Origin of the sequence: Stenotrophomonas sp. BIGb0135, from assembly GCF_024810105.1 — a bacterium.
Taxonomy (GTDB): Bacteria; Pseudomonadota; Gammaproteobacteria; order Xanthomonadales; family Xanthomonadaceae; genus Stenotrophomonas; species Stenotrophomonas maltophilia_AB.
Window position 1 is genome coordinate 1 of sequence record NZ_JANUDX010000002.1, and the last position, 21,480, is coordinate 21,480.

The 21,480-nt window shown below is 67.3% G+C and carries 24 protein-coding genes and 1 tRNA gene; 21 read left to right on the forward strand and 4 right to left on the reverse strand.

Going from position 1 to position 21,480, the window contains the following annotated elements:
• Positions 1–268: 268 nt before the first annotated feature.
• The 20 genes from fabD (at position 269) to M2421_RS04470 (ending at position 16,529) form a co-directional block, all read left to right on the forward strand.
• Positions 269–1,213: an ACP S-malonyltransferase gene (gene fabD / locus M2421_RS04375; protein WP_259203562.1), complete on the forward strand. Its 945-nt coding sequence runs from the start codon at positions 269–271 to the stop codon at positions 1,211–1,213.
• Positions 1,214–1,283: 70 nt separating this feature from the next.
• Positions 1,284–2,027 (forward strand): 3-oxoacyl-ACP reductase FabG, encoded by a 744-nt coding sequence (gene fabG / locus M2421_RS04380; protein ID WP_259203563.1) that lies wholly within the window; start codon positions 1,284–1,286, stop codon positions 2,025–2,027.
• 153 nt (positions 2,028–2,180) lie between these two features.
• On the forward strand, positions 2,181–2,420 hold the full coding sequence (acpP, locus tag M2421_RS04385; RefSeq protein ID WP_017357544.1) for an acyl carrier protein: 240 nt from the start codon (positions 2,181–2,183) through the stop codon (positions 2,418–2,420).
• A 136-nt stretch (positions 2,421–2,556) separates the two neighbouring features.
• Complete coding sequence (gene fabF / locus M2421_RS04390) at positions 2,557–3,819, forward strand: beta-ketoacyl-ACP synthase II (RefSeq protein ID WP_259203566.1); 1,263 nt, start codon at positions 2,557–2,559, stop codon at positions 3,817–3,819.
• 85 nt (positions 3,820–3,904) lie between these two features.
• Entirely contained in the window at positions 3,905–5,260 is a 1,356-nt protein-coding gene (locus M2421_RS04395; RefSeq protein ID WP_259203568.1) for an aminodeoxychorismate synthase component I, read from the forward strand.
• 66 nt (positions 5,261–5,326) lie between these two features.
• On the forward strand, positions 5,327–6,385 hold the full coding sequence (gene mltG / locus M2421_RS04400; RefSeq protein ID WP_259203570.1) for an endolytic transglycosylase MltG: 1,059 nt from the start codon (positions 5,327–5,329) through the stop codon (positions 6,383–6,385).
• Positions 6,382–7,041: a dTMP kinase gene (gene tmk / locus M2421_RS04405; protein WP_259203572.1), complete on the forward strand. Its 660-nt coding sequence runs from the start codon at positions 6,382–6,384 to the stop codon at positions 7,039–7,041. The genes mltG and tmk overlap by 4 nt, the downstream gene beginning before the upstream one ends.
• 1 nt (position 7,042) lies before the next feature.
• A complete protein-coding gene (locus tag M2421_RS04410) occupies positions 7,043–8,002 on the forward strand; it encodes a DNA polymerase III subunit delta' (RefSeq protein WP_259203573.1) in 960 nt (319 codons plus the stop codon).
• Complete coding sequence (locus tag M2421_RS04415) at positions 7,999–8,352, forward strand: PilZ domain-containing protein (protein ID WP_259203574.1); 354 nt, start codon at positions 7,999–8,001, stop codon at positions 8,350–8,352. The genes M2421_RS04410 and M2421_RS04415 overlap by 4 nt, the downstream gene beginning before the upstream one ends.
• A 65-nt stretch (positions 8,353–8,417) precedes the next feature.
• Positions 8,418–8,492: transfer RNA gene (locus M2421_RS04420), tRNA-Val, on the forward strand.
• 387 nt (positions 8,493–8,879) lie between these two features.
• Complete coding sequence (locus M2421_RS04425) at positions 8,880–9,788, forward strand: hypothetical protein (RefSeq protein WP_259203577.1); 909 nt, start codon at positions 8,880–8,882, stop codon at positions 9,786–9,788.
• Complete coding sequence (locus tag M2421_RS04430; protein ID WP_259203579.1) at positions 9,769–10,095, forward strand: STAS-like domain-containing protein; 327 nt, start codon at positions 9,769–9,771, stop codon at positions 10,093–10,095. Before M2421_RS04425 ends, M2421_RS04430 begins: the two co-directional genes overlap by 20 nt.
• Positions 10,095–10,613: a hypothetical protein gene (locus M2421_RS04435; RefSeq protein ID WP_259203580.1), complete on the forward strand. Its 519-nt coding sequence runs from the start codon at positions 10,095–10,097 to the stop codon at positions 10,611–10,613. Before M2421_RS04430 ends, M2421_RS04435 begins: the two co-directional genes overlap by 1 nt.
• Positions 10,614–11,428: 815 nt before the next feature.
• Entirely contained in the window at positions 11,429–11,908 is a 480-nt protein-coding gene (locus M2421_RS04440; protein ID WP_259203582.1) for a hypothetical protein, read from the forward strand.
• A gap of 123 nt (positions 11,909–12,031) precedes the next feature.
• Entirely contained in the window at positions 12,032–12,328 is a 297-nt protein-coding gene (locus M2421_RS04445) for a hypothetical protein (RefSeq protein WP_259203583.1), read from the forward strand.
• A 79-nt stretch (positions 12,329–12,407) separates the two neighbouring features.
• On the forward strand, positions 12,408–12,770 hold the full coding sequence (locus M2421_RS04450; protein ID WP_259203584.1) for a hypothetical protein: 363 nt from the start codon (positions 12,408–12,410) through the stop codon (positions 12,768–12,770).
• Positions 12,771–12,784: 14 nt separating this feature from the next.
• A complete protein-coding gene (locus M2421_RS04455) occupies positions 12,785–13,168 on the forward strand; it encodes a YbjQ family protein (protein WP_259203585.1) in 384 nt (127 codons plus the stop codon).
• Positions 13,131–14,630, forward strand: a complete 1,500-nt coding sequence (locus M2421_RS04460; protein WP_259203586.1) for a serine hydrolase domain-containing protein — start codon at positions 13,131–13,133, stop codon at positions 14,628–14,630. The genes M2421_RS04455 and M2421_RS04460 overlap by 38 nt, the downstream gene beginning before the upstream one ends.
• An 89-nt stretch (positions 14,631–14,719) precedes the next feature.
• Complete coding sequence (locus M2421_RS04465) at positions 14,720–15,598, forward strand: SDR family NAD(P)-dependent oxidoreductase (RefSeq protein WP_259203587.1); 879 nt, start codon at positions 14,720–14,722, stop codon at positions 15,596–15,598.
• A 46-nt stretch (positions 15,599–15,644) separates the two neighbouring features.
• Positions 15,645–16,529, forward strand: a complete 885-nt coding sequence (locus M2421_RS04470) for a LysR family transcriptional regulator (protein WP_259203588.1) — start codon at positions 15,645–15,647, stop codon at positions 16,527–16,529.
• A gap of 96 nt (positions 16,530–16,625) precedes the next feature.
• Here M2421_RS04470 and M2421_RS04475 read toward each other — a convergent pair whose 3' ends face one another.
• The 4 genes from M2421_RS04475 to M2421_RS04490 all read right to left on the reverse strand — a co-directional run bounded on the left by M2421_RS04475 (position 16,626) and on the right by M2421_RS04490 (position 19,849).
• Positions 16,626–17,447, reverse strand: coding sequence for a sugar phosphate isomerase/epimerase family protein (locus M2421_RS04475; RefSeq protein WP_259203589.1), 822 nt, complete (start codon positions 17,445–17,447; stop codon positions 16,626–16,628).
• Between the two features lie 110 nt (positions 17,448–17,557).
• Positions 17,558–17,734: a hypothetical protein gene (locus tag M2421_RS04480; RefSeq protein WP_259203590.1), complete on the reverse strand. Its 177-nt coding sequence runs from the start codon at positions 17,732–17,734 to the stop codon at positions 17,558–17,560.
• Entirely contained in the window at positions 17,731–18,867 is a 1,137-nt protein-coding gene (locus M2421_RS04485) for a PepSY-associated TM helix domain-containing protein (protein WP_259203591.1), read from the reverse strand. The genes M2421_RS04480 and M2421_RS04485 overlap by 4 nt, the downstream gene beginning before the upstream one ends.
• Positions 18,868–18,925: 58 nt before the next feature.
• Positions 18,926–19,849, reverse strand: a complete 924-nt coding sequence (locus M2421_RS04490) for a LysR family transcriptional regulator (protein WP_259203594.1) — start codon at positions 19,847–19,849, stop codon at positions 18,926–18,928.
• 106 nt (positions 19,850–19,955) lie between these two features.
• Here M2421_RS04490 and M2421_RS04495 point away from each other — a divergent pair, with 106 nt between their 5' ends.
• The gene (locus tag M2421_RS04495; RefSeq protein ID WP_259203595.1) at positions 19,956–21,479 is read left to right on the forward strand and encodes an MFS transporter; all 1,524 of its coding nucleotides are present in this window, start codon (positions 19,956–19,958) and stop codon (positions 21,477–21,479) included.
• The last annotated feature ends 1 nt before the right edge of the window (position 21,480 follow it).

A 21,480-nucleotide genomic window follows, 5' to 3' on the forward strand; every position in this document is an offset into this window, starting at 1 on the left:
GCGGGGCGCTGCTCCCCGCCGCGCGGCCCGTGGCCCCCCCCCCGCCCCCCCCCCCCCCCCCCCCCCCCCCCCCCGCCGCGGCGCCCCCCCCCCCCCCCCCCCCCCCCCCCCCCACCCCAGCTCTCTCCCCGACAGTACGGGCGCGCTTCTGGCCTTTGCTCCCGCTAGAACGCGGCCATAACTCCCTCCTCACATACGCGCCAGTACAGACGAAGGGCGCTGTTCGGCCTTATCATTCGCCGTTCGATTTTTGCAGGCGGATGACCGCGTGACCGATTCCAATCTCGCATTCGTGTTCCCCGGCCAAGGCTCGCAGTCGCTGGGCATGCTGGCCGAACTGGCCGAGCTGCACCCGCAGGTCCGCGAGGCCTTCACCGAGGCGTCCGATGGCGCCGGCGTCGACCTGTGGGCCCTCTCCCAGGGCGGCCCCGAGGAAATGCTCAACCGCACCGAATACACCCAGCCGGCCCTGCTCGCTGCCAGCATCGGCGTGTGGCGCGCCTGGAACGCCCTCGGCGGCGCCAAGCCGGCCGTGCTGGCCGGGCACAGCCTGGGCGAGTACACCGCCCTGGTCGCTGCCGGCGCGCTGACCCTGCACGATGGCGCCCACCTGGTGCGCCTGCGTGGCCAGCTGATGCAGGACGCCGCGCCCGCAGGCGTGGGCGCCATGGCCGCCGTGCTCGGCGCCGAAGACGCCCTGGTCCAGGAGGTCTGCGAACAGGCCGCCGGCAGCCAGGTCGTGGTGCCCGCCAATTTCAACTCACCCGGCCAGATCGTCATCGGTGGCGACGCCGCCGCCGTCGACCGCGCCCTGGCCCTGCTCGCCGAAAAGGGCGTGCGCAAGGCGGTCAAGCTGGCCGTCAGCGTGCCCTCGCACACCCCGCTGATGCGCGAAGCCGCCAACCGCCTGGCCGAGACCATGGCCGGCCTGGATTGGCGCGCCCCCGCCCTGCCGGTCGTGCAGAACGTGGACGCCCGCGTCCACGACGGCATCGACGCCATCCGCCAGGCCCTGGTCCAGCAGCTCTACCTGCCCGTCCAGTGGACCGGCTGCGTGCAGGCGCTGGCCGCCCGCGGCGTCACCCGCGTGGCCGAGTGCGGTCCGGGCAAGGTACTGAGCGGATTGATCAAGCGCATCGACAAATCGCTGGACGCGCGCACACTGTCCACGCCCGCCGATTTCGAAGCCGCCCGCGAGACCTGGGCTGCCTGATCCTTCGACTGGTCCTGCGTCGCCCGGCCCCGGCCTGGCGCGCGGGCCGGTCCCGTACGAGGAAACACAGATGAGCAAGCCCCTTCAGGGTGAAATCGCACTGGTGACCGGCGCCAGCCGTGGCATCGGCGCCGCCATCGCCGATGCACTGGCCGCGCAGGGCGCGACCGTGATCGGTACCGCCACCACCGACGCCGGTGCCGCCGCCATCGGCGAGCGCCTGGCGGCCGTCGGTGGCCATGGCCGCGCGTTGAACGTCACCGATGCCGCTGCGCTGGACGCCGTGCTGGACGGGATCGCCAAGGAATTCGGCGCCATCACCATCCTGGTCAACAATGCCGGCATCACCCGCGACAACCTGCTGCTGCGCATGAAGGACGAGGACTGGCAGGCCATCCTGGACACCAACCTGACCAGCGTGTTCCGCACCTCCAAGGCCGTCATCCGCGGCATGATGAAGGCCCGCAAGGGTCGCATCATCAACATCGCCTCGGTGATCGGCGTGACCGGCAATGCCGGCCAGGCCAACTATGCCGCCGCCAAGGCCGGCATCATTGCCTTCTCCAAGTCGCTGGCCAAGGAAATCGGCTCGCGCGGCATCACCGTCAACGTGGTCGCCCCGGGCTTCATCGACACCGACATGACCAAGGCGTTGCCGGAAGAGCAGCGCACCGGCCTGGTCAAGTCGATCGCCCTGGAGCGCCTCGGCGAACCGGGCGATATCGCCAACGCGGTGGCGTTCCTGGCCGGTCCCTCGGCCAGCTACATCACCGGCGAAACCCTCCATGTGAACGGCGGCATGTACATGCCGTAAGCATGTGGCGCATGGATTGCGCCGCAAGTGGTTGATCTGAATGATGTTTTGCAGCGATGCAAGGCGTCGCCGGTTTCCACTACACTATCCCACGGTCATCCATCTTCGGATGACGTCATTTTTGAACCACTACTCCATCTGGAGCGATATCCAATGAGCACCATCGAAGAACGCGTCAAGAAAATCGTCGTCGAACAGCTTGGCGTCAAGGAAGAAGAAGTCACCAACAGCGCATCGTTCGTCGATGACCTGGGCGCTGACTCGCTGGACACCGTTGAACTGGTGATGGCGCTGGAAGAAGAGTTCGAGTGCGAAATCCCGGACGAAGAAGCCGAGAAGATCAGCACCGTCCAGGCTGCGATCGACTACATCAACGCCCACGTCAAGGCTTGATGTCAGGCGGCTTGCGCGCGGTTGTGGCCTACGCCGCCACCGCGTGCGGCAAACCCATGGGGCCGCGCTTGCGGCCCCGTGCATTTGAGCGTTACACCGCGTCATACCCGCAACACCCGGGTCAGGAGAATCTGCAATGAAGCGTCGCGTCGTCGTTACCGGCATGGGCATGGTCTCGCCGTTGGGCAATGATATGGCCACCAGTTGGAAGGGCATCACCGAAGGCCGTTCCGGCATCGGTCCGCTGACCAACGTTTCGCAATCCTACCTGGACCGTTTCACCACCAAGATCGCAGGTGAGGTCAAGGACTTCGACATCACCGCCGACAACGAGCAGTTCGGCAAATTCAGGGTCACGGGCAAGGACGCCAAGAAGATGGACCCGTTCATCCATTACGGCCTCGGTGCCGCCTTCATGGCCTTGAATGATTCGGGCCTGGAGATCACCGATGGCAACGCCGAGCGCGTGGGTGCCATCGTCGGCGCCGGCATCGGCGGCCTGCTGGGCATCGAGGAACAGACCATCGAGTTCCACGAGGGCAAGAAGATCTCGCCCTTCTACGTGCCCAAGACCATCATCAACATGCTCCCGGGCCAGTTGAGCATCATCACCGGCTTGAAGGGCCCGTCGTTCTCGGCGGTGTCCGCCTGTGCCACCTCCAACCATTCCATCGGCACCGCCATGCGCATGATCCAGTACGGCGATGCGGACGTGATGGTGGTGGGCGGTGCCGAGCGCGGCTCCTCGCCGACCGCACTTGGCGGCTTCTGCGCCATGAAGGCCATGTCCACCCGCAACGACGCACCGGCGGAAGCCTCTCGCCCGTGGGACAAGGACCGCGACGGCTTCGTGCTGGGCGACGGCGCCGGCATCCTGATCCTCGAAGAATACGAGCACGCCAAGGCGCGTGGCGCGAAGATCTACTGCGAGCTGGCCGGCTTCGGCGCCAGTTCCGATGCGTACCACATGACCGCGCCCAGCGAGAACGGCGAAGGCGCTGCCCGCTGCATGACCATGGCGTTGAAGGACGCCGGCGTCACGCCGGACCAGGTCGGTTACCTCAACGCGCATGGCACCTCGACCCCGCTGGGCGACCTCGGCGAGACCATGGCGATGAAGACCGCCTTCGGCGAACACGCCTACACGATGATGGTCAGCTCGACCAAGTCGATGACCGGCCACCTGCTCGGCGCGGCCGGCGGCGTGGAAGCCATCTTCTCGGTGCTGGCGCTGCGTGACAACGTGATCCCGCCGACCATCAACCTGCACCAGCCGGGCGAAGGCTGCGACCTGGACTACGTGCCCAACGAAGCCCGCCAGGCCAAGGTAGACGTGGTGATGTCCAACGGCTTCGGCTTTGGCGGCACCAACGGCACGCTGGTGTTCAAGCGCATCTGATTCCACCGCTGCCGCAACCGCGCCCGGGCCGCCATCATGGCGGCCTTGGTGTATCTGGCCCCCGCGCACTCCCTGGTGTCCTGCCATGCTCCTGATCCATCCGTTGCCCGCCACCACCGACCTGCTCGCCCTGCAGCGGGTGGATCCCGCGCGTTATCCGCTGCTGATGGAGTCCACCGCCTCGGGCACCGCCCAGGGCCGCTGGGACCTGCTGCTGATGGGCAATGGCCAGGCGCTGGCGCTGCACGCCGATGGCGTGGTCCGCGATGCCGACGGCCACGCGCACGCCGGGCGTTTCCTGGACGTGCTGGACGCGCACTGGGCCGCGCTGCGCCTGCCGCGCGAAGAGACCCAGCTGCCGTTCCGTGGCGGCTGGGCGCTGATGCTGGACTACGAACTGGCCGGACAGATCGAGACCGTGTTGCAGCTGCCGCCGCGTGCCGATGGCCTGCCGTCCGCGCTGGCGCTGCGCTGCCCGGCGGCCGTGCTGCACGACCGCGTGCTCGGCCAGTACCACGCCGTGTGCGAGACCGACCACGCCGGGCTGCTGCCGGTGCTGCTGGCCGACCTGGACGCAGCCAGCGCGCTGCCGCCGCTGCCGGCCTGGCAGGCGCCGGTGGCGGTGGGCGAGGACGCACCGACGCGCTTCACCGATGGCGTCGGCAAGGTGATCGACTACCTGCGCGCCGGCGATGTGTTCCAGGTGAACCTGTCGCGGCGCTGGAACGCGCAGTTCGCTGCCACGCTGGCGCCGCAGGCGCTGTACGCGCAGCTGCGGGTGGCCAACCCCGCGCCGTTCGCCGGGCTGTTCATGGCGCAGGGCAGGGCGGTGGTGAGCTCCTCGCCGGAGCGGTTGGTCTCGGTGCATGGCGATGACGTGCAGACCCGCCCGATCGCCGGCACCCGCCCGCGCTTTGCCGGCGACGACGATGCCGCGCGCATCCAGGAGCTGGTCGGCCATCCCAAGGAGCGCGCCGAACACGTGATGCTGATCGACCTGGAACGCAACGACCTGGGCCGCATCTGCACGCCGGGCAGCGTGGAGGTGGATGAGCTGATGACAGTGGAAAGCTACGCCCACGTGCACCACATCGTGAGCAACGTGCGCGGCCGCCTGCGCGCGGGCGTCAGCCCCGGCCAGGTGATCGCCGCGACCTTCCCCGGGGGCACCATCACCGGTTGCCCCAAGGTGCGCTGCATGCAGATCATCGCCGAGCTGGAGCAGACCGCGCGCGGTGCCTATACCGGCGCGTTCGGCTGGCTGAACCGCGATGGCGACCTGGACCTGAACATCCTCATCCGCACCGCCGAGGTGGTCGCCGACAGCGCGGCCTTCCGTACCGGGGCGGGCATCGTGGTGGATTCGGACGCGGACAAGGAACTGGACGAAACCCGGGCCAAGGCACGCGGCCTGATGCGTGCGCTGGGCCGGCATGACTGAACCGTTTGGCCGCGTGCAGCGGCCGCGCGGTATGCTGCGCGGCGGCGAAAACCATTCGAGGTGACCATGGCGGGTGCGAAACGGGGATGTCTGGCCGTGCTGGCGGTGCTGCTGTTGGGGGCATTGCTGCTGGCTGCGGCAGGGGCGTGGTTCTGGCACAGCCAGAGCGGGTTCGCCGATGCGCCGTTGACCCCGGACCAGCCCAGCATGGTGATCGCCCCCGGCGATGGCCTGAACACGGTGCTCGGCAAGCTGCGCGCCGCCGGCGTGGACGAGGGCAGCGACACCCAGTGGCAGCTGCTGGCGCGCCAGCTGGATGCCGCCGGCAAGCTCAAGGTGGGCGAGTACGCGCTGGATGCCCGCCTGACCCCGCGCGAGCTGCTGCTGCGCATGCGCCAGGGCCGGGTGCTGCAGCACCGCGTGACCATCGTGGAGGGCTGGAACATCCGCCAGCTGCGCGCCGCGCTCAAGCGTGCCGAGCCGCTGGTGCACACCACCGACGCCCTGGACGACGCCGCGCTGATGAAGGCGATCGGTTTCCCCGGCGAGCATCCCGAAGGCCGTTTCCTGCCCGAGACCTATGTCTACCAGCGTGGCGACAGCGACGTGGACGTGCTCAAGCGCGCGCACGCGGCGATGGAAAAGGAACTGGCCGCGGCCTGGGACAGCCGCGCCGACAACCTGCCGTTGAATTCGCCGTATGAACTGCTGACGTTGGCCTCGATCATCGAGAAGGAAACCGCGTTGCCCAGCGAGCGCCCGCAGATTGCCGGCGTGTTCGTACGCCGGTTGAACATCGGCATGCGCCTGCAGACCGACCCGACCGTGATCTACGGCATCGGCAGCAGCTACGACGGCAACATCCGCAAGCGCGACCTCACCACCGATACGCCCTACAACACCTACACCCGCGCCGGCCTGACCCCGACCCCGATCGCCATGCCCGGCCGCGACGCGCTGCACGCCGCCGCGCAGCCGGCCGGCGGCGATGCGCTGTACTTCGTGGCGGTAGGCGATGGCAGTGGCGCGCACGTGTTTTCGGCCAATTACACCGAGCACAACGCCGCGGTGGCGCGCTACCTGCAGCAGCTGCGCCAGCAGCGCAGCCAGGCGGCACCGCAATGACCGCATCGTTGCTGCGCCACCCGCGTTTTGTCAGCCTGGAAGGCGGCGAGGGCGCGGGCAAGACCACGGCAATCAACGCGCTGCGCGATGCGCTGCGTGCGCGCGGCAATGACGTGGTGTTGACCCGCGAGCCGGGCGGCACGCCGCTGGCCGAGCGCATCCGCGCGCTGGTGCTCAAGCCGGATGCGGAGATTGCCGCCGAGCCGCTGTCGGCGGAGGCCGAGCTGCTGCTGGTGTTTGCCGCGCGCGCCCAGCACGTGCGCCAGGTCATCCAGCCGGCGCTGCGCCGCGGGGCGTACGTCATCAGCGACCGCTTCACCGATTCCAGCTATGCCTACCAGGGCGGTGGACGCGGCCTGGACCCGGCGTGGATCGCCGACCTGGAGCGCCGCGCCGTGGGCCTGCTGCCGGGCCTGACCCTGCTGCTGGACGTGGACGTGGCCGTGGGCCGGGCCCGCGCCAACGGCCGCGATATGTGGCCGGACCGCATCGAGAGCGAGCAGGACGATTTCTTCCAGCGGGTACGCGCGGTGTTCCGCCAGCGCGTTGGCGAAGACCCCGGCCGCTTCCGTCTCATCGACGCCAGCCAGGACCAGGCGGGCGTCGCCACGGCGGTGGTGGCGGCGGTGGACGCCTGGCTGGCACAGGAGAGCTGAGATGAGCGAGACCTTTTCCCCCTGGCAGCAGCGCGCCTACGACCAGACCGTTGCGGCGCTGGATGCCGGACGGCTGGGCCACGGCCTGCTGATCTGCGGCCCGGCCGGGCTGGGCAAGCGCGCGGTGGCGCTGCGCATGGCCCAGCACATTCTGTGCCGGGGCGAGCCGGCCGCGGCGCAGCGCAGTGCGCAGCTGATCGCGGCCGGGACCCATCCGGACCTGCAGCTGATCTCGTTCATCCCCAACAAGTCCGGCGACAAGCTGCGCACCGAGATCGTGATCGAGCAGGTCCGCGAGATCTCGCAGAAGCTCTCGCTGACCCCGCAATACGGCATCGCCCAGGTGGTGATCGTCGACCCGGCCGATGCGATCAACCGCGCCGCCTGCAACGCGCTGCTCAAGACCCTCGAAGAGCCGCAGCCGGGGCGTTACCTGTGGCTGATCAGCAGCGACCCGGCGCGCCTGCCGGCGACCGTGCGCAGCCGCTGCCAGCGCCTGGAATTCAAGCTGCCGCCGCGCGAGGAAGCGCTGGCCTGGCTGCAGGCCCAGGGCCACGCCGAAGCCGCTGCGCGCGAGGCGCTGGACGCCGCCCGCGGCCACCCGGGGCTGGCCGACGAGTGGCTGCGCGAGGATGGCCTGGCCCTGCGCAGGCAGGTGGCCACCGACCTGGAGGCGCTGGTCGCCGGGCGCGCCGGTGCGGTGGAGCTGGCCCAGCGCTGGGCCGGCGATGACAACACCGCGCTGCGCCTGCGCCACGCCGCCGACCTGGCGCTGGCCCAGGCCACCGGCGGTGGCTTGACCGATCCGGATCGATTGAACAAGCTGGCGGCGTGGTTCGACGCCGCCAACCGTACCCGCGATCTGCTGCGCACCACCGTGCGCGCCGACCTTGCGGTGGTGGAATTGTTGTTGGCCTGGAACAAGGTCAACGAGCGGCAAGCAAAGGGGAATAGAGCATGAGTGCCACCAACGCCCGCCAGGGCATCCTGTCGCTGGCGGTCAAGGACAAGGCCGCGCTGTACAGCGCGTACATGCCGTTCGTGAAGAACGGCGGGGTCTTCGTACCCACGCCCAAGCGTTACTTCCTGGGCGACGAGGTGTTCCTGCTGCTGACCCTGCCGGACTCCAGCGAGCGCCTGCCGGTGGCCGGCAAGGTGATCTGGGTGACCCCGGCCGGGGCGCAGGGCAACCGTGCGGCAGGCATCGGCGTACAGCTGGCGGAAGGCGCGGAAGGCGAGAACGTGCGCAACAAGATCGAGACGCTGCTGGCCGGCATCCTGAGCGCGGACAAGCCCACGCATACGATGTGAAGAAATTTACGGAAAACCGTTGACGTCGAAATTTGCCGCCCTATAATGAGCGGCTCAGCAGCATCGGGCGGTTAGCTCAGCGGTAGAGCATTGCCTTCACACGGCAAGGGTCGCAGGTTCGAACCCTGCACCGCCCACCAGTAAAATCATGAGCTTAGCATCAGCTTCGCTAATGACAGCAAAAGGGTAACTGCACAGTAACTGCATCGCGCTGGGACGAGGTTGTGAGGGGTGGCTTCGAGATGAGTCGCAAGTTCTCAGATCTGTATCCGCTTCGTTGCAAGAGCTGAGCAAGTGACCATGAGTAGAGACGAAGCCGGCCGGATGGTCGGCTTTTTCGTACGTGAGCGTTTGGTTCGCTGCCTACATGGATGGCTAGGATGAAGCGGTTACGCGATCAGCAGGCGTTTCTAAGATGGATGCACAATCGGGAACGCGCTCTTCTGCGACGGGCGGTTCGAACTCGTCGAGAAGCCTTGCGGGAGGCCGCAAAGACACTGCCTCTTCCTGGCGAGTGTCTGGTCGAGATGCCGAAGTACGTCGGTCTCGAAGGTGATTTCCATGACCAGCTTGTCGATGTGCTTCAGAAAATTCGTCGAGGAGTGGCGAACGGTCAGCCGCTGTGCCTTTGCTTCCGCTCGACCGAGTTGATGATAGCCAGCGGGACGCTCTTGCTGTTTTCTGAGATCAATCGACTCAAGGCCATTAACCCGGCGCTGATCCTCCGCTGCGTTCCGCCAAAGAGTGAGCGAGTCGCGCAAGTGCTGCAGCACTTGGGCATGTTCCAACTGATGAACTACCAGAGCTCTGTCATTCCGTCTCGTGCCGACGTAGTGAGCTGGCGCAAGGCCTCTTCATCTAAGGTTGATGGGGAGAGGGTAGGATCCGTCATCGGTGCGTATGAATCGCTTCAGGGACAGCGGGCCAAACAGCTCTTCCGAGGGGCGACAGAGGCAATGATGAATGCGATGAACCACGCCTATGAGGAGCCGAGAAACGACGGGCTCGCTGCACCTCCAGAGGAGCGGTGGTGGTTGTTTTGCCGAGAGCGCGAAGAGTCATTCCTCGTCGGCGTCTGCGACCTGGGCATCGGAATTCCACGGTCACTTCCTGCAAAGTACCCAGACGAGATCCTGAGAGCCGCGGTCAAAAGTTTGACCGGCGGCGCGCTACGTGATGACGCGAGGCTGATTCAAGCTGCAACGGAGATCGAGCGAACCAGGACTGATCGCCGAGGTCGAGGGAAGGGGTTGGCCGACCTGAAAAGAATCGTGGATGAGGTTCCCGGAGGAGTCCTTTCCATATTTAGTAACCGTGGTCTGCTGAGTTATGACGGTACGTCGACGAAGCGCCAGAATTTCGGTCGTTCCATCAAAGGAACGGTCGTCCTTTGGGAGATTCCCTTGAGTGCGCAAAATGTCCATGTCGAAAATTAATGTGGGCCGAGATTTCAGCCGCTACCCGGTCGGAAGATATCGAGCGGACGGCGAGAGCAATGGCGAAGCATTCCGAGAGGATCTGCTGCGCCCAGCTCTGGTAAAGGGTTCTGTTCAGATTTTCATGGATGATGCGTTCGGTTACGGGTCGTCGTTTCTTGAAGAGGTATTTGGCGGCCTAATTCGTACCGGATACACCCTCGCATCGCTTGAGCCAATCTTGAAGATTGAGAGTAGCGACGACTCTTTGTTGGAAGAGATCAAAGGCTACATGCGCGATGCAGAGGCGCTGAAGAGGAAGGCCTGATGAGCCAGGAGGCAAGTTGCGTGGCAGCTTTTTGGTCCTTCATTGTTCAAGTTCTCACTTGGGGACTTGTCATCCTAGGCTGGCTGGTCGTGGTCGACCAGACGGAGTACCGGGAGTTGACGAAAATTGCGCTTGCCAGAATCGCAGCTCTAAGGGACCAGTTGCGCGCTATCGAAGAGCTGGCCATTAAGTTTCATACCAGCCCTTATGACCAGGCAAGCTCGCGTGAACTCACTCGAAAGATTAAGAAGTTCAGTGAGGAAATAATGGATCTTAAGGCTGCTGGGCACGTGTCACATGCGTCGGCGAGCTGCAGTATTGATGTTCGTAAGGCGGTCACGCTGCAGAACTTTGATCAATCCTCGCACCAGGTTCTGGATCGGCGCGCTGACTTGGTTACAGACATTGAGGCGGTGGCTGACAGCACGGACACGCAGCTGATGAGGTGTGCTTCCAGCGCGAGCGCGAAGCCGCGTAAACTGCGAATGACCTTCCAGGGTCTGTGGAAACGAATCTAAGTTGCGAGGAGAGGGCTGTGACGCGCGATGAACTTGAAGCTGAGTTAAACGACGTTGAGTCAAAGTTGGCCACTTCTTCTTCCAGGATGTAGCAGCTTCTGCAGAGCTTCGCAACCTCAGTTGCACCTGATGTGTCCGCTTGGATCGAAGATGCTGCTGTGCGCGGCGTCGAAGAAAACCACGAAGCGACCATTGCTGGAGGGGTAAAGTTTGTTCGCGCAGTGAGGGCAGACGTAACGGACCTTACGCGAGATGCAGTTTCCATTTCGATAGCTGCGCTCGGAGCTCCGGAGCAATGGCCGCACAATAGAGAACTCACCGCATCGGATTTCTATTCGAAGAGGAACGATTTCTTCGGGGCAGTGCATCGACGTGCTGTATCTTCATTGGGTAAAGTTCTCTCTTGGCCGATTCCACGACGCTGGGATTGAGGCGCTTGGATTGCTTCATGGGCTCGTAACTGCCCGGTAACAGCAAAACCCAGTGTGCGGCCAAATTCAGCGGGACGCAATGACACTGTAAAACAAGGGCTTCAAGACGACTGCGTTGCGCCGCAAGGACATTTGCCATCCTTCACACGGCAAGGGTCGCAGGTTCGAACCCTGCACCGCCCACCACACTGCAACATGAAGAAGCCGGCCCTTGGGTCGGCTTTTTTGTTGCCTGCCGTTCCCCGAGCGGGTTCGGGTGCGCTGCCCGGTGCGTACGGCTCGCGCGCCCGCGGCCACGCCGGCTTGTTGCCGCCTTCCTGCCCGCATTAACATCGATGCGGACGGGCCGCTCGCGCCCTTGGCTGACAGGATGTTGGGCATCGCATGAAATGGCGTGAACCCTGGGGCGTCTCGCTCCGGCACCAGGCGCGATTCGATCCGCTGGGCAAACCGGTACGCACGACGTTCCTCGGGTTGTTCGGCGCGTTCGCTGTGGTGTTCATCATGGCCAGCTGGGGCAAGGATGCGGCCGGGTGGTGGGAGAACCTGACGACGGTGTCGTGGATCGTGCCGGTGTTCTCCGCCGTGCTGGCCCTGTTCGTGCGACTGGTGACCTGGCTGAGCCCACGCCGAATCGACTATGCACCCCACGGCATCATCGTGTTCAAAGCGGAAGACGTGTTGCTGATTCCCTGGGGGGCCATCGGCAGCCATCGCTTCACGACGGTCGAGGGCGATGCGGCGTTGGAGATCACCACCCTCGCGGGCGACGTGATTCCCTTGTTCCTGCCGTCCACGGTCAGCCGCGCCGCCATCGAGCGCGAGCTGGCCGAGCACATGCGCAAGGCGGCCGCGCACGCATAGCAGCGGGTGCCGGCCGTGCAGGGCGCGCATTGCCGATTTTGTGGATGCCCGGGCTCAGGGCCGGGCTATCGTGTGCATGCGGCCCTCTCCGCCGCCTTCCTGACACCGCCCCAGGAGCACCGCATGGACCCCGACGCAACCGATCCCACCCTGGGCACGCCCGCCGATTACAGCGATGCGCTGTACCCGGTCTACTTCGAAGTGGGCGAGTGGCAGCATGTGGCACGTGATGCGCTCGTCGCCTTCCTGGTGCAGCGCAGCGAGGATCATCCTGCGTTCGAGTTTGAACCGGCAGCGGTGCGCTGCAGCGCGCATGGCTATGAGGTGGACCTGCCGATGCAGTTGATCCCCGAGGTCGTGCGCGCGCTGGCCGAGCACAACGTGGCCGTCTACCAGGTGGTGCGGCTTGCGCGGGAATGACGTCGACCGGCTATGCTCGGCGCACGACAGGGAGGCGACGGGGACGGGCATGGAAACGCGTTTCAAGCGAAGGTGCTGGTTGCTGCCACTCCTGCTGCTGGCCCCCCCGCCGGCGATGGCCCGCGATTTCCCCGGCATGCTGACCGTGTTCGTCGGCTTGCCGCTGCTGGTGGTGGCCGCGGCGGTGATGGCGCTGCTACTGGTCTTCCGGCGCCGCGGCTGGGCGAGGGTGATGGGCATCCTCGTCGGCCTGCCGGTGCTGCTCACCGGGGTGTATGTCGCGTGCGTGGACACCTGGCGGTTCTGGCCGAGCCTGGAGAGTGGGGAGTTGGGGTTCCGGCTGGTCGTCATTCTCGGCTGCGCCGCGCTGTGGGCGTGCGTGTTGGCCATCACCTGGCGACTCTGGCGCGGCGCGCCGCGCGCTGCGTCTTCCCTCCACTGACCGCGAGGCCACCCATGGCAGACCCCTACAACAGCAGTCCCCGTGCCAGCACCGCCATCCGCCTCGACGATGCGATGGTTACCACCGCTTTCGAACTGCCCGGCTACCGGGTGGTGCGCAGCCTGGGCGTGGTGCGTGGCATCACCGTGCGCTCGCGTTCGATCGTCGGCAACCTGCTGGGCGGCCTGCAGACCCTCTTCGGCGGCAACATCACCATCTACACCGAGCTGTGCGAGCAGGCCCGCGAAGAGACCTACCGCGACATGGCCAAGCATGCGCGGCTGCTCGGCGCCAACGCGATCATCGGCATGCGTTACGACGCCACCGATGTCATGACCGGGCTGACCGAGGTGCTGTGCTATGGCACGGCCGTGGTGGTGGAGCCGGCGCGCCTCTAGGACGCTGCGGCGCGACCGGACCGTGGTCGGCCATGCGGCCACGCCCCCTTTCACACTGGCTACGGTGGATTGCATGCGTCATCTGACATTTTTTGTACTCGCATTGATGTGCTTCCCGGTCAATGCGCACGCCGCAACGCCACTGGCGCCGGATGCCGCCGAACAGGCCCTGAAGGCGTGGCTGGCTGCGTTCAATGACGCTGACCGTGACGCGCTGACGGCGTTCCGCGCGCAGTACGGAATGCGCCCGGACACGCAGGGCGATCTTGAGTTCCGCGAGGAGATGGGCCGCCTGGCGGTGCTGGAGGTCGTCGCGACCACCGCTGCCAAGGCGCAGGTGCTGGTGCTGCCTGCCACCAATGATCGCGCGATGCGGGTGACCACGACCCTGAACCCGGACACGGGCGCGGCCGAGTTTGTGTTCGAGGGCGCAGAAACGCCCGCGAAGTACCAGCCTGCACGCATGGCCTTGACCGATGTGCTCGTTGAAGCGCGCACGCGCCTGCAGGCATTGCAGGGCTCCAACGATCTGGGCGGCGCATTTCTGGTGGCCGAGGGCGGGGAGATCCGCATGGCATGGCACGGCGGGCTTGCCGATCGCGAGCACCGCGTGGCGGTGGACCGGAACACACGGTTCCGGCTGGCGTCGTTGAACAAGATGTTCACTGCCGTGGCCATTCTGCAGCTGCAGGACGCCGGCAGGTTGTCCCTGGACGATACGCTCGCCAAGCATCTGCCGGCGTACCCGAACCCGACCGTGGCCGCGTCGGTGACGCTCCGGCAGATGCTGACCCACACCAGCGGCCTTGGCGACATTTTTGGTGACAAGGCGACCGAACACGTCGACAGCCTGCGCACGCTCCAGGACTACTGGGCGGTATTCGGCGCAGAACCCCTGGCCTTCGCGCCGGGCGAGCGCGACCAGTATTCCAACTACGCGTTCGTGCTGCTGGGCAGCGTCATCGAGGCGATCTCGGGCCAGTCGTACTACGACTATGTCGATGAACATATCTACCGCGTGGCCGGCATGCGCTCGACCGGCTCGGCGCCGGAGTCCACGCCCGTTGCCGACCGGGCCAGGCCTTACACCCGCGTCGATGGCCGCTGGACGCTTGAGAAGGCATCGCTGCCCTGGCGTGGCACGTCGGCCGGTGGCGGCTATAGCACGGTCGACGACCTGCTGAAGTTCGGCGAAGCGCTGCGTACGGGCAAGCTGCTCTCGCCGGCATCGCTGGCCATGGCCACTTCGCCACAGAACCACAACGCTTGGTACGGCCATGGCTTCATGGTGCGCGGACAGGGCGATGCCCGGTTGTATGGGCATGAGGGTGGCGCTCCCGGTGCCAACGCGGTGTTCTACGTGATGCCGGAACAGGGCTATGTGCTGGTGGGCCTGAGCAACGTGGACCCGGATGCGATGGGGAACGTGGTCAATTTCGTGGCCAACCGGTTGCCGCTGTAGCGGCGGACGGCGCGCGATACCCGCAACGTATCGCAGCAGCACACCATCGGTATTGGCCCGGCGCGCAGCCTGCGCTGCATGCTGCCTGCATGGATCGACACGACCCCCTCTCTTTCACCGGCCAGGTCGGTCTGGTCACCGGCGCTGCCGGTGGCCTGGGCCTGGCTTACAGTCGCTTGCTGGCACGACGTGGCGCGCAGGTGGTGATGCACGACGTCGGTGCGGGCGTGGATGGCCGTGGCGGCGATCCACGGCGGATCGCGGGCGTCGTTGCCGACCTGGCTGCGCAGGGCCTGGCGGTGCATCCGGCGCACGGGCCGATCGACACGCGCACCCATTGCCGGTCACTGGTCGCCGATGTCCTGCAGCGCTTCGGTCGCCTGGACTTCATCATCCACAACGCCGGTTGGGTCGAGTACCAACCGATCGATGCGCTGGAAGAAGACCGCTTCGACGCGATGATGGCGATTGCCGCGAAGGCGCCGCTGTGGCTGGCGCAGGCTGCGTGGACGTCGATGCAGGATGCGCGCTACGGACGCATCGTGCTGACCACCTCCGATCGCGCGCTGTACCCGCAGTACGTGCAGAAGGGGCTGGCCGCGTATGCCGCCGCCAAGCTGGCGGCGGTGGGCATCGTCAACGTGCTCGCCGCCGAGGGGGCGCCACACGGGATCGTGGTCAATGCGGTGTCGCCGGTGGCCAAGACCCGCATGTGGGGCGTGGAAAGTGAGCCGGATGAGCTGCACCCGGACGCGGTGGCGCCGGGCGTCGCGTTCCTGGTGTCGGCCGCCTGCGTGGACGGCGGCTGGATCCTGCGCGCCAGCAATGGCCAGTTCCACGCCACGCGCAGCGAGGAAGCCGAGGGCGTGACGTATCCGCGTGACCTGCGCGCGGTGCAGGCGGCCAGCGTGGAGGAGGTCGCCGCGCAGTGGGCCCGCGTGGCCCAGGCGGCCGTCGAGCTGCGCTGAGCCGGAGCGGTTACGCTGGGCGCTGGTTTTTGCCGTGGCACCTTCGATGGTCGATCTCCGCCAACTTCGTCAGTTCGTCGCCGTCGCCGAGGAACTGCACTTCCATCGCGCCGCCGCACGCCTGCACATGTCACAGCCGCCGCTGACCGCGGCGATCCGCAAGCTGGAAGAACACATCGGCAGCGCATTGATCGAGCGCGGCAACCGCACGTTGGGGCTCACCGCTGCCGGCGCGGTGCTGTTGGCCGAGGCACGGCTCACCCTGCAGCAGGCCGACCACGCGCTGGCTGCGACCCGCGACGCCGCGACAGGACGCACCGGCAGCGTGCGGCTGGGGTACGTGGGCAGTGCGTTGTACGGGCGCCTGCCGCAGGTGATCCGCGCGTTCCGGGGCAGCCACCCGCAGGTGCGGCTGGAGCTGATCGAAGCGACCTCGTCAGCGCAGGTCACGATGCTGCGCGAGCAGCGCCTGGACGTGGGCGTGGTGATTCCGCCGGTGGTCGACGCCGGCGACATGCACCTGCAGGCGTTCGATGTCGACCATCTGGCCATCGCCCTGCCGCGTGCACACCGCCTTGCGCAGCGCGCGCCGATTGCGCTGTCCGCGCTGGCGGGCGAGCCCTTCGTGCTGTGGCCGGCACGCGAGGGGCAGGGCTTCCACGCCCAGGTGATGCGGCTGTGCGCCGTGGCCGGCGTTGTTCCGCGGGTGGTGCAGGAGGCACACGGCATGCATGCGGTGCTGTCGCTGGTGGCGGTGGAAGCGGGCATCGCGATCGTGCCGGCCAGCATGCAGGGTTTCCGCAGCGACGAGATCGTCTACCAGCCGCTGCAGGGCGAGGACAGCGGCTTCGCACTGCAGTTGTGCACCCGCAACGGGCCGATCACGCCGGCATTGCAGCAGTTCCTGCACACGGCGGTGGCGCCGGCCTGATCCACGGCGCAGCAGTCTGGCCCGCACGCCCAGGGTGGGGGCGGGGTGGCTGAGGTCGTCGTAGAACGCCGCGAGCGGGCACCCCCCCGTTCCGGCTCATGCCCGCCGCTCATCCAGGACGGCCTCCAACGCCGTCATCGCCTGCTCGGCCACGCCGACTGGATCGTGCGCGTTGAGCGTGTCATTGAATACTTCCAGCCCGATCGGGCCGGCATAGCCGATGCTGGCAAGCCGCTGCACCAGCGTCGCTAGTGGCCAGATGCCGGTGCCCGGCAGGCAACGTGCATGCCGCGCCTGCTGCTTCACTGCGCCCGGCTGCGGTTGCGCGGTGACGTCGGACAGCTGCACCAGGGCGATCCTGTCGGCGGGGATGCCCTGCAGGTCGTCCACCGACCGGCCGGCGGCGAACAGATGGAAGGCATCCACGACCAGGTCCAGGTTGTCGGCGGCCACCGCCTGGATCTGTTGCCAGGCCGACGGCACGGTGGAATGCAGGTGGCTCCACGCCATGCCTTCGTATGCGATGCGCAGGCCACGGTCGGCGGCCCGTGCGCAGAGCCAGCGCAGGTCCGCCGTCACCTGCTGCGTCTCGCAGGCCGGGTCGGTGCTGGCAGGCACCAGCACGGTGCCGGCGCCGACGGCGACGGCCATGTCGAGCAGCGCGCGTGCTTCGGTGCGCTTGGCCTCGCGGAGGGCGCCCGATGCGCCGTCGAAATCCAGCAGGACCTGCAGATCGGTCAGCTGCAGGCCCGTGGTGTCGAGCACGGTGCGCACGGCCTCCGGCGAGGCAGCCTGCACGTCCTCGCGCCACAGTTCCACCTGGGCGAAGCCCGCCGCGGCGGCGGCGCGCAATTTCTGCGCGGTGCCGCCACCGAGCAGCACGGTGTTGAGGAAACGCGGGCCTGGCAGTAGCGACATGGTCACGTCCTACGCGGAAACAGGCCCACGATGCTAGCGGTGGCGCGATGCACTGCATGTGCACGTGCATGTGCAGTGCAGGTGCGTGCAGTGCGCCGGCTGTTACCCGCTCAGCGCGTGCGCTTCACCCACGCGCGCAGCACCAGCCCGATCAAACCGGCGAACACCAGCCAGGACACCACATTGAACACGCCGTCGCCGACCAGGGCACTGACCAGGCCGAGCACGCTCGCTGCGGCGATCCAGGCCGGCGCGACGAACGGGCTGCGGGGAGCGGGTGCGCTCATGCGACGGCTCCGGTCTGCGCGGCACGCTCGATCTCGGATACGCGCGCCTCGGTGCTGCCGCGCTTGACCCACAGGTACAGGCCGCTGACCAGGACGGCGATGGTGAGCAGGTCGAGCAGTGCCCACAGGATCTTCAGCGGCAGCGCGCCGTAGTCGCCGAAATGCAGCGGCTGGCTGAGCAGCAGCACGCTCATGTAGAGCGGCAACTGCGGTTGCGCGGTGAGCGCGCCGGTCTGCGCGTCGATCAGCACCGGGCGATACAGGCGCTCGGTCAGCGCGGTAGTGCCCTGCATGAACACGCCATAGTGATGGTCGCCGCTGTAGCCGGTCCCCGGGAAGCTGACAAAGGCCGGGCGCATGCCCGGTTCGGCGGCTCGCGCGGTCTCCACCGCGGCCTGCAGCGACGCCAGCGTGGTGGGCCGCGGCTGGCCGGCGTAGCGGGCGGCGAACTCGCCCAGCTGCTGACCCTGCCACGCCTGTTCGAGCGGTTTGGCGATGGTGTTGATGGCGCCGGTGATGCCCACCACCAGCGCCCAGCCGAGGGTGACCACGCCGAGCACGTTGTGCAGGTCCAGCCATGCCAGCCGGCGGCTGCGCCCGGTGCGCAGCGTCCCGAACGGCTGCTTGCGCATGAAGGGGCCGTACAGCACCAGCCCGGAGATGATCGCCACGGCGAACAGCAGCCCCATCGCGCCCATGAACAGCATGCCGGGCAGCCCCAGGAACAGGTCGGTGTGCAGTCGGTACAGGAAGTACATCACCCCTTCGTTGAACTGCGCGGCCGGCACGACCTCACCGGTGATCGCATGCAGCAGCGCGGTCTGCATCTGCGGCGGCGGGGTGTCGGCGCGTGCGCCGGTATTGACGTATACCGTGGGCGCATCCGGGTCCCAGCCGACGAACAGCGGCACGTTGCCGGGGTACTGCGCCACGGCGGTGCGGACCTGCGCGTCGAGGTCGCGCGGTGGTGCATCGCTGGCCGCTGCATCCACGTGCGGTTCGGCCAGGTGGGCGATCTCTTCGCCGAACACCAGCGGCAGCCCGGTCAGGCACAACAGCAGCAGGAACAGGGTGCAGACCAGGCTGGTCCACTTGTGGACGAGGAACCAGGTTTTGAGGGTGGCACGTTGCATGGGGCTGGCGCAGGGCTGGCGGGGATGCGGGCGATGGTACGTGATGCGGCCGGAGCGGTCAGCGGCGGCTGCGGCGCTGCGCTGGCGCGGCAGGGGCGGCAAACAGCTGCTCGGCCATGAAATCGATGAATACCCGCAACCGTGCGTTTGGCTGGCGGTTGCCCGGCCACAGCAGCGAGAACTGGCCCGGCTGGCGTGGTTGGTCGGGCAGCAGTTCCTGCAGGCGACCGTCGGCCAGTGCTTCGGCGGCGAGGAAGTCGGGCATCCATGCCACGCCCATGCCGCCGATCGCCGCGGCCAGCAGTGCCTCCATGTTGTTGCAGGTCATCACCGTGTCCAACGCGGCGCCGGCGTCGCCGTCATGCCCGGGCAGCGACCAGGCCTGCAGCTTGCCGGTGGTGGGAAAACGGAAGCGCACCGCAGGTTGGGTGGCCAGCTGCGCCAGCGTGGCCGGTCGACCGTGCGCATGCAGATGCACGGGCGCTGCGCACAGCACGAAGTGGAACGGGCCGAGCCGGCGTGCCATCAGGCTGGAGTCGGCCAGCTCGCCGCTGCGGATCACCACGTCCAGCCCTTCGCTGACCACGTCGACCAGCCGGTCGTTGAAATCCAGCTCCAGTTGCACGCCGGGGTAGCGTTGCCGGAACAGCGGCAGCAGTGGCAGCAGGAAGCGGTAGCCGATGGTCGGCAGGCCCACCCGCAGCAAGCCGCTGGGCGACTGTTGGCGCTGGCTGAGGTCGGCGCGTGCTTCGGACAGTTCGTCCAGCGCGCGCTTGCACCGCTGCAGCAGCACTTCGCCCTCGTCGGTCAAGCGCACGCGCCGGGTGGTGCGCTGGAACAGGCGCACGCCCAGGTCCTGTTCGAGCCGGGCCACGCGCTTGCCAACGGTGGAGGGCGACAGGCCCAGGCTGCGGGCGGCACCTACGAAGCTGGCGGCCTCGGCGGTACGGACGAAGGCGAGCAGGGCGGTAATCGAGTCCATGCCGGGATCATTACGGAAGAAGTGTCCGTAATCAAACGCATCTGGCGCGGTTTATCGCAGATAGCCGCGCCTCTATCGTCAATGCTCGACTTCGTTGGACGATCCCATGTGCCTGTTTACCCTTGAGCCGTCCCGGCGCGATCCGCGTTGGGGCGTGCTGGCCGTCTGCCTGGCGGCGCTGGCCCTGCCGCTTTCTTTTTCCGCCGGTGCGGTGGCGGTGCCGGCATTGGGCGACCGCTTCCAGGGGTCACCCGCTGCGCTGGCGTGGGTGACCAATGCCTTCCTGCTCAGCTTTGGCAGCCTGCTGCTGGCCGCCGGTGGCCTGGCGGACCGGCTCGGGCGTCGTCGCCTGTTTCTGTGCGGCAGCGGTGGTTTCGTACTGGCCACGCTGGCGGTGTGCCTGGCGGTGGATCTGCGCGGGCTGGATCTTGCGCGTGGCGCGCAGGGCGTGGCGGCCGCCGCTGCGCTGTCGTCCGGCGGCGCGGCACTGGCGCAGCGCTTCGCTGGGCATGCGCGGACGCGGGTGTTTGCGCTGATGGGCACGATGTTTGGTGTCGGCCTGGCATTGGGGCCGCTGCTGGCCGGGATGCTGCTGCAGGCGCTGGGCTGGCGCAGCGTGTTCGCCTCGGGCGGGGTGCTCGCGTTGGCGGCGTGGGCGCTGGCATGGCGCCATCTGGACGAGAGCCGGGGCGAGTACGTGCGCCTGGATGTGGCCGGCATGATCAGTTTCAGCCTGATGCTGGCGGCGCTGACCGTGGCCCTGTTGTTGCTGGGCGAACATGGGCTGCGCTCGCCAGCCGTGGTGGGCGCGTTGCTGGCCACGGCGGTGCTGCTGGTCCTGTTCGTGCGGATCGAGCGCCGCCAGCGGCAACCGCTGCTGGACCTGTCGTTGTTCGCGCAACGCGGCTTCCTCGGCGTGCAGTTGCTGCCGGTGGCGACCTGCCTCGGTTACGTGGTGCTGCTGGTGGTAGTGCCGCTGCACCTGCTGGGCGTGCAGGCGCAGTCGCCGCTGCAGGTGGGCCTGCAGATGCTGGCGTTGTCCGCGCCGATGCTGGTGTTGCCCATGCTGGCGGCGGGATGGGCGCGACGCCTGGGTGCGGCACGGCTGTGTACGCTGGGTCTGGCGGTGTGCGCGGTGGGCCTGTATCTGTTGTCGCAACGCGCCCTGGATGTGGCCCCCACGCAGTGGTGGCCGGCACTGCTGCTGATCGGCGCCGGCACCGCGCTGCCATGGGGCTTGATGGACGGGTTGTCGGTGAGCGTGGTGCCGGTACAGCGCGCTGGCATGGCCGCCGGCATTTTCGGCACGGTGCGGGTGGCGGGCGAGGGGATCGCGTTGGCAGCGGTGACGGCATTGCTGGCGACGCTCGTCGCACAGCGGTTGGCGCCGGGCAGTAGTGCGTCGCCGGCGACGCTGGGCAAGGCCGGTGCCTACCTGGCCACCGGCTCGCTGGCGCAGGCCTCGGTGCTGCTGCCGGGATTGCCGGTGGAGGTATTGCAGCAGGCCAGTCGCGACGCGCTGGTCTGGCTGCTGCGGGGCTTGGCCGCGCTCACCGCCGGCAGTGCGTTGCTGATCCACGCGTTGCTGGGCCGGCAGCGGATGCCTGCGGCGGCGACACCCGATGAATGAT

What these genes read in the sequence shown, in the direction of transcription:
- fabG (WP_259203563.1), top strand. Translation starts at nt 1,284, where the DNA reads ATGAGCAAGCCCCTTCAGGGTGAAATCGCACTGGTGACCGGCGCCAGC.
- acpP (WP_017357544.1), top strand. Translation starts at nt 2,181, where the DNA reads ATGAGCACCATCGAAGAACGCGTCAAGAAAATCGTCGTCGAACAGCTT.
- fabF (WP_259203566.1), top strand. Translation starts at nt 2,557, where the DNA reads ATGAAGCGTCGCGTCGTCGTTACCGGCATGGGCATGGTCTCGCCGTTG.
- M2421_RS04395 (WP_259203568.1), top strand. Translation starts at nt 3,905, where the DNA reads ATGCTCCTGATCCATCCGTTGCCCGCCACCACCGACCTGCTCGCCCTG.
- mltG (WP_259203570.1), top strand. Translation starts at nt 5,327, where the DNA reads ATGGCGGGTGCGAAACGGGGATGTCTGGCCGTGCTGGCGGTGCTGCTG.
- tmk (WP_259203572.1), top strand. Translation starts at nt 6,382, where the DNA reads ATGACCGCATCGTTGCTGCGCCACCCGCGTTTTGTCAGCCTGGAAGGC.
- M2421_RS04410 (WP_259203573.1), top strand. Translation starts at nt 7,043, where the DNA reads ATGAGCGAGACCTTTTCCCCCTGGCAGCAGCGCGCCTACGACCAGACC.
- M2421_RS04415 (WP_259203574.1), top strand. Translation starts at nt 7,999, where the DNA reads ATGAGTGCCACCAACGCCCGCCAGGGCATCCTGTCGCTGGCGGTCAAG.
- M2421_RS04425 (WP_259203577.1), top strand. Translation starts at nt 8,880, where the DNA reads ATGCCGAAGTACGTCGGTCTCGAAGGTGATTTCCATGACCAGCTTGTC.
- M2421_RS04430 (WP_259203579.1), top strand. Translation starts at nt 9,769, where the DNA reads ATGTCCATGTCGAAAATTAATGTGGGCCGAGATTTCAGCCGCTACCCG.
- M2421_RS04435 (WP_259203580.1), top strand. Translation starts at nt 10,095, where the DNA reads ATGAGCCAGGAGGCAAGTTGCGTGGCAGCTTTTTGGTCCTTCATTGTT.
- M2421_RS04440 (WP_259203582.1), top strand. Translation starts at nt 11,429, where the DNA reads ATGAAATGGCGTGAACCCTGGGGCGTCTCGCTCCGGCACCAGGCGCGA.
- M2421_RS04445 (WP_259203583.1), top strand. Translation starts at nt 12,032, where the DNA reads ATGGACCCCGACGCAACCGATCCCACCCTGGGCACGCCCGCCGATTAC.
- M2421_RS04455 (WP_259203585.1), top strand. Translation starts at nt 12,785, where the DNA reads ATGGCAGACCCCTACAACAGCAGTCCCCGTGCCAGCACCGCCATCCGC.
- M2421_RS04460 (WP_259203586.1), top strand. Translation starts at nt 13,131, where the DNA reads ATGGCACGGCCGTGGTGGTGGAGCCGGCGCGCCTCTAGGACGCTGCGG.
- M2421_RS04465 (WP_259203587.1), top strand. Translation starts at nt 14,720, where the DNA reads ATGGATCGACACGACCCCCTCTCTTTCACCGGCCAGGTCGGTCTGGTC.
- M2421_RS04470 (WP_259203588.1), top strand. Translation starts at nt 15,645, where the DNA reads ATGGTCGATCTCCGCCAACTTCGTCAGTTCGTCGCCGTCGCCGAGGAA.
- M2421_RS04475 (WP_259203589.1), bottom strand. Translation starts at nt 17,447, where the DNA reads ATGTCGCTACTGCCAGGCCCGCGTTTCCTCAACACCGTGCTGCTCGGT.
- M2421_RS04480 (WP_259203590.1), bottom strand. Translation starts at nt 17,734, where the DNA reads ATGAGCGCACCCGCTCCCCGCAGCCCGTTCGTCGCGCCGGCCTGGATC.
- M2421_RS04485 (WP_259203591.1), bottom strand. Translation starts at nt 18,867, where the DNA reads ATGCAACGTGCCACCCTCAAAACCTGGTTCCTCGTCCACAAGTGGACC.
- M2421_RS04490 (WP_259203594.1), bottom strand. Translation starts at nt 19,849, where the DNA reads ATGGACTCGATTACCGCCCTGCTCGCCTTCGTCCGTACCGCCGAGGCC.
- M2421_RS04495 (WP_259203595.1), top strand. Translation starts at nt 19,956, where the DNA reads ATGTGCCTGTTTACCCTTGAGCCGTCCCGGCGCGATCCGCGTTGGGGC.